This window comes from Bradyrhizobium sp. 2TAF36 (assembly GCF_052114925.1).
Taxonomy (GTDB): Bacteria; Pseudomonadota; Alphaproteobacteria; order Rhizobiales; family Xanthobacteraceae; genus Bradyrhizobium; species Bradyrhizobium barranii.
Window position 1 is genome coordinate 23,360 of sequence record NZ_JBFRFR010000091.1, and the last position, 6,000, is coordinate 29,359.

General features: G+C 66.4%; 6 protein-coding genes and 1 pseudogene. 5 read left to right on the forward strand and 2 right to left on the reverse strand.

All coding sequences use genetic code 11. The features are described from left to right. Positions 1–24: 24 nt before the first annotated feature. Positions 25–1,041 carry a carbon-nitrogen hydrolase family protein gene (locus tag AB4Z51_RS37645; protein WP_441499149.1) on the reverse strand — a complete coding sequence of 339 codons (1,017 nt, stop codon included), beginning with the start codon at positions 1,039–1,041 and terminating at the stop codon, positions 25–27. A gap of 196 nt (positions 1,042–1,237) precedes the next feature. Between AB4Z51_RS37645 and AB4Z51_RS37650 the strand changes: the two genes are divergently transcribed. From AB4Z51_RS37650 to AB4Z51_RS37670, 5 genes are all read left to right on the forward strand, one after another. Further along, a complete protein-coding gene (locus AB4Z51_RS37650; protein ID WP_135216955.1) occupies positions 1,238–2,194 on the forward strand; it encodes a helix-turn-helix domain-containing protein in 957 nt (318 codons plus the stop codon). A gap of 99 nt (positions 2,195–2,293) precedes the next feature. Next, positions 2,294–2,530: a hypothetical protein gene (locus tag AB4Z51_RS37655; RefSeq protein WP_071913037.1), complete on the forward strand. Its 237-nt coding sequence runs from the start codon at positions 2,294–2,296 to the stop codon at positions 2,528–2,530. A 114-nt stretch (positions 2,531–2,644) separates the two neighbouring features. Then, positions 2,645–3,670, forward strand: a complete 1,026-nt coding sequence (locus tag AB4Z51_RS37660) for an aldo/keto reductase (RefSeq protein ID WP_135216956.1) — start codon at positions 2,645–2,647, stop codon at positions 3,668–3,670. Positions 3,671–3,853: 183 nt separating this feature from the next. Further along, positions 3,854–5,275, forward strand: coding sequence for an MFS transporter (locus tag AB4Z51_RS37665; protein WP_441499150.1), 1,422 nt, complete (start codon positions 3,854–3,856; stop codon positions 5,273–5,275). Between the two features lie 122 nt (positions 5,276–5,397). Continuing rightward, positions 5,398–5,856: a PEGA domain-containing protein gene (locus AB4Z51_RS37670; protein ID WP_092193127.1), complete on the forward strand. Its 459-nt coding sequence runs from the start codon at positions 5,398–5,400 to the stop codon at positions 5,854–5,856. Between the two features lie 12 nt (positions 5,857–5,868). Here the strand turns inward: AB4Z51_RS37670 and AB4Z51_RS37675 are convergent. Then, a pseudogene (locus AB4Z51_RS37675) lies at positions 5,869–6,000 on the reverse strand (IS630 family transposase); the annotation flags it as partial.

The window sequence follows — 6,000 nt, forward strand, 5'->3', positions numbered from 1 at the left end:
GTTCCCTCCCCTTGATCCCGGCGATCAGCTCGCCGCCGCCGCGATATCCGTGGGCTSAATGGTGTCGACCGGCAGCGCGAACTGCTCGACGCGCTGGTATCGCTTCTTGTTGAGCAGGAGCCGCGTCACGTCGGGCCGCGAATAATGCCCGGCGGGATCGGCAGCGTTCTTGGCAACACCGATGGCGCCGAGATCGATCTCGGCAATCAGCAGCCCCTCCTGGTCCGGCGCCAGCTTGTCGCCGATCTGGCTGCCGTCGGGGCCGTAGATCGCGGCGAATCCGCCGCCGACATGCAGCAACGCATTCTTGTCCGGACGGTCGCAGAGCTCATCGATCATGGCCTGCGAGACCGTCGCGCACGGCGCGAGCACGAAGCAGGAGCCCTCCACCGCATAGACGCGCGAGGCGGCATTGTTGACCTCGGCGCCGAGCGCCGGCGCAAAGGGATCGTAGAGCGAGAAGCTCGGCCAGGCCGCGACATGCACCTGCTCGTTCTGGGCGTACATCGCATATTTCGACAATGGCTGGAGATGCTCCCAGCAGCACAATGCGCCGATGCGGCCGATGTCCGATCTTGCGTGGACGGCGAGATCGCTGCCGTCACCCTCGCCATAGACCGTGCGCTCGGCATGGGTCGGCCGCAGCTTGCGGCGCTTTGCGATGGTCTCGCCGTCAGGCCCGATCAGCCATTGCGCGAGATAGAGACTGCCGCCGTCGCGCTCGGACAGGCCGAGCACGGCGGTGAGCTTTGCCTTGCGTACGGCGTCGCGCAGCCGCTCGGCCTGCGGACTGTCATAGGACAGCGAGTTGTCGAAGTAGCGCTGCACGAAGCCGCGGCCGATCGCCCAGGCCGGCGAGTCCATCCAGATATGCCAGGGGTAGCCGGGGATGAAGGCCTCGGGAAAGGCGATCAGCTTGGCGCCCTTCTCGGCCGCGTCCCTGATCAGCGCGATCGACTTGTCGATCGACGCGTCGAGATCCAGCCAGGCCGGCGCCGCCTGCACCACCGCGACCTTGTATTTCGGATGTTCGATGCCCATTCCCGCCTCCATTGCCGGTTGATCGGAAGCCACGTCCGATGCAGTCTATTTGGCCAAGCCACCCGGCCGGGCGCTCGACCGCAGTGGAACAAAAACTCGACTGGCCGGGATCGCCGACGGGTACGGGACTTGCCTTCGGTCAGGCTGGATCTGCGCCAACATGCGGTTTTGCTGGATGTGACAGGGAGGCTTGCCGATGCCAATCCAGTTCACGACAGACGGCAGCCCCGGCTACCGGCGGCTGGCGCTGTGGCAGGACATCGTCTGCGACGTTTTCGTCGGGCTCGACTGCAAGTCCGACCTCGGCAGCGCCTTTCGCGGTTCGGTCACGCAGGCCCCGCTCGGCAAGGCCGTGTGCTCCGAGGTCTGCTCCGACCGCCAGCACGTGTTCCGGACGCCATCCCGCATCGCGCGTTCGGATCAGGATTTTGTCCTGGTCGCACTCGGCAATCGTGGCGACGGAGGCGTGGTGCAGGACGGCCGCGAGACCGTGATCCATCCCGGCGAGTTCGCGCTCTACGACACGACGCGTCCCTATGAGCTGAAGTTCAACCACGCCTTCACGCAGACCATCTTCAAGGTGCCGCGCGAGATGTTGCAGCGCCGGCTCGGCGCCACCGAGACGCTCACCGCGATGTCGTTCGGCGCCGATGTGCCGCTCGAACGGCTCGCCTATGATTTCATCTTCAGGCTCTGCCAGAGCGCGGACCGACTTGCCCCGGACAACGCTGCGGCGTTGTCGGAGCAGGCCGTCGATCTGCTCGCGATGGCGCTGAGCGAACGGCTCGGCAAGACATCGCTGCCGTCCTCCACCCATCGCTCCGCCCTGCTCTATCGCTTGAAGGCCCACATCCGCGCTCATTTGGCGGATCCCGACCTCTCGCTGTCGGAGGCCGCGGCTGCACTCGGCATCTCGCCGCGCTATGTGAACGATCTCCTCGCCGACGAGGATACCTCGTTCCAGCGCCATGTGCTCGCCGAGCGTCTCGCCCAATGCCGGCGTGACCTCGCCTCGCCCGTGCTGGCCCATCGCCACGTCAGCGAGATCGCCTTCGCCTGGGGCTTCAACGACCTCTCGCATTTCGGCCGCGTTTTCCGCGAGCATTTCGGAATGTCGCCGCGCGACTTCAGGCAGAGCCAGTTGCGGCACTGACATCCAGCCAGCTATCACCTTGAGCCTTCGCTGCAGGCGAAGGCAAGGCTCGTCAATTCCAGATTGCCTTGTCCGGCTGCGCGCATCAGGCTGGCGTGCATGAGGACTCACGCCACCATAAGCGGATCGGAGCTGTTGCTGGGCGTGATCGCGATCAGGCTCGCGGTGCTGGTCCTGGTGGGCTGGGGCCTGACGCTGCTGCCGCGGCAGGCGCGTGACGGCGAAGCCGCCTGCTTCCCCTCGCCCGCAACCAGGGTCGAGGCTCAGTCATCGGTGAAGACGCCAAGCGCGCGCGTTGCCGATGCAGCATTCGATGACATGCGCCTGCACGACTAGGCCATTCCCGAGCAAGGCCGGTATGTGAGCGCGTGATAGGACGCGGCCCGCGCTTGCATTACCATCGCCCAAAGGCCGCACCGGTCAACCAGCGGCCAGCCGAGGAGCATATCGATGGAATACCGACGCTTGGGCCGATCCGGCCTCATGGTGCCCGCTTTGAGCCTGGGAACGGGCACCTTCGGCGGCGTCGGCCGCCTTGCTGCATGGGGCACGACGGACGCGGCCGAGGCGCGGCGCCTTCTGGATATCTGCCTCGATGCCGGGGTGTCGATGTTCGACACCGCCAACGTCTACTCGCTCGGCGAATCCGAGCGCGTCCTCGGCGAGGCCATCAAGGGCCGCCGCGACAAGGTTCTGATCTCGACCAAGGCCACCTTCCGCTTCGGCGATGGGCCCAACGACATCGGCTCGTCGCGGCAGCATCTGCTCGCGGCCATCGACGGTTCTCTGAGCCGGCTCGGCACCGATTACATCGACCTGTTCCAGCTTCACGGCTTCGACGCGTTCACCCCGCCTGAAGAGGTGCTTGCGACTCTCGACGTGCTCGTGCGCGCCGGCAAGATCCGCTACGTCGGCGTCTCCAACTTTTCGGGCTGGCACCTGATGAAGTCGCTCTCGGTTGCCGACAAGCATGGCTTCCCACGCTACGTCGCCAACCAGACCTACTATTCCTTGATCGGGCGCGACTACGAATGGGAGCTGATGCCGCTCGGTCTCGACCAAGGGCTGGGCGCCGTGGTCTGGTCACCGCTCGGATGGGGACGCCTCACCGGAAAAATCCGCCGCGGCCAGCCGAAGCCCGAGGTCAGTCGCCTGCCCAAGACCGCCGATTTCGGCCCGCCCGTGCCCGATGAGCACGTCTATCGCGTGGTCGAGGCGATCGACGAGGTCGCCAAGGAGACCGGCAAGAGCGTCTCGCAGATCGCGCTGAACTGGCTGCTCCAGCGTCCGACGGTCTCGACGCTGATCATCGGCGCGCGCAACGAGACGCAGCTGCGCGAAAATCTCGGCGCGGTCGGCTGGACATTGACCAAGGACCAGATCGCAAAGCTCGATGCGGCGAGCAAGGTGACGCTGCCCTATCCCTACTGGCACCAGCGCACCACCTTCACCGACCGCAATCCGCCGGCGGTGTAGCGACGGCCAACTGCCCGACCGCTCGGCTCCCCGAGCCCTCGCGAAAGCGGTCCCGACCCGTTTTCCTGTGCCGGAAGGCCTGCTTCCGGCACAGGAACCGTCCGGGTCCTGCCGGGTTGCGATCCATCCTGCAATTTCCTAATCCGGGGATGAATCACGGCTCCAATCAAGCGCGCCTCCATCATGTCGTCTGCCCCGATCGAGCATGCCGACGGCCTGCCGCAGCCGCAGCGCAACCAGGCGGTGCTGACGATTGCGCTCGGCATCATCATGGCGGTCGTCGACAGCGCCAYCGCCAACGTGGCGCTGCCGACGATCGCAGCCGACCTCGATGCGAGCCCGGCCTTCTCGATCTGGATCGTCAATGGCTACCAGCTCGCGATCACGATCTCGCTCTTGCCGCTGGCGTCGCTCGGCGAGATCGTCGGCTATCGCCGCGTCTATCTGGCCGGGCTCGTACTGTTCACGCTCGCATCCGCCTTCTGCGCGCTGGCGCATACGCTGCCGCTGCTGACGATCGCGCGCATCATCCAGGGTTTTGGCGCCGCCGGCATCATGAGCGTCAACGCGGCTCTGGTGCGCTTCACCTATCCGCGCAGCCAGCTCGGCCGCGGCATCGGGATCAACGCGCTCGTCGTCGCCTTCTCGGCCGCGGTCGGCCCGACGCTCGCCGCGGGCATCCTGGCAGTCGGAACCTGGCCCTGGCTGTTCGCCATCAACGTCCCGCTCGGTGCGCTGACGCTGGTGCTCGGCCTGCGCAGCCTGCCGCACACAAAACCCGCCAGCCGTTCCTTCGACTGGCAGAGCGCAGGGCTGTCCGCGATCACCTTCGGCGTCGGCATCGCGGCCGTCGACAGCGTCGGTCATGGCGAGGCCGCCATCACCTGTCTCGTCCAATTCGCCATCGCCATCGTCGCAGGCGCGCTGCTGATCTACCGCGAAACCCACATGACCTCGCCGCTGCTGCCGGTAGACCTGTTGCGCATCCCGGTGTTCGCGCTGTCGATCGCGACCTCGATCGCCTCGTTCTGCGGACAGATGCTGGCCTTCGTCGCGATCCCCTTCTACCTCCAGAGCCGCTTCGGCTATTCCGCCGTGCATATGGGCCTGCTGATCACGCCATGGCCGATCGCGGTGGCGTTCGCGGCCCCGCTCGCCGGGCGCCTGGTCGAGCATTATCCGGCCGGCCTGCTGGGCGGCATCGGGCTCACGCTGTTTGCCTGCGGCCTCGGCGCACTCGCCTTCCTGCCTGCAAGCCCGACGCCGCTCGACGTGATCTGGCGGATGGCGCTGGCGGGGGCCGGCTTCGGCCTGTTCCAGACCCCCAACAACCGCACCATGATCGCGGCCGCCCCCCGCGAGCGCGCCGGCGGCGCCAGCGGCATGCTGGGCACGGCGCGCCTGCTCGGYCAGACCACCGGCGCGGCGCTGGTGGCGCTGCTGCTCGGCCGCTATCCGACCGAGGGAACCAGGATCGCGCTCCTTGTCGGCGTCGGATTTGCGCTGTGCGGTGCCGTGCTGAGCATGCTGCGGCTGTCGCCCGCGGGCGCGCGCGGCGCCGAGCACGTCCGGGTACAGGACGACCAGCGCCTGCGCGGCGAATAGCTCACGTCCAGGTTCTGCTGTTCTCGCGCGCAACTTGTGCGTGGCTTAACTATCTGGACCAATGACGTATTGCCCTCCCGCTCCGGTTGCGCTTCATTGACGCGGGGAATAAGGGGCATTTCATGCGTTCATTTGGAATTGTGGCGCTCAGCGTCATGCTGGGCGGCTGCGCGTCTGTCACGCGTGGCACGACCGAAAACATCAGCATCTCATCGACACCGTCGGGCGTGGAAGCCGTCGTCAGCGGAATGGAAGTTCCGACCACCTGCACGACGCCGTGCTCCGTGGTCGTCAAGCGGAACGCCGACATTTCGATCACCTTCCAGAAGGAAGGCTATGAACCGCAGATCGTGCCGCTCAGCCGGGACATACCGACCTCCGGGGCCGCAGGCTTCGCGGGAAATCTCTTGCTCGGAGGTGTCGTCGGCATGGGCGTCGATGCTGCCACCGGGGCGGCAACCGATCACAAGCCGAATCCTGTCATCGTGACCATGCAGCCGTCAGCCCCTGCCCGCGCACGGCCACCCGCGCCGAAGAAGCCGCGGCCGCCGGCAGCGCCTGCGCCCGACACCGGCACCTAAAGCGTGATGGCATTAAGTTCGATAGCCTGAATTTTTCAGGTAATTGGCGCATTCCTCGGGGGTGAAGGCATCGAGTGCGTGGCCGATTGCGGCGCAGACCGCGTCGACGGTTCGCGCGGCAGCTTTGCGGAGCAGATGCTTGAG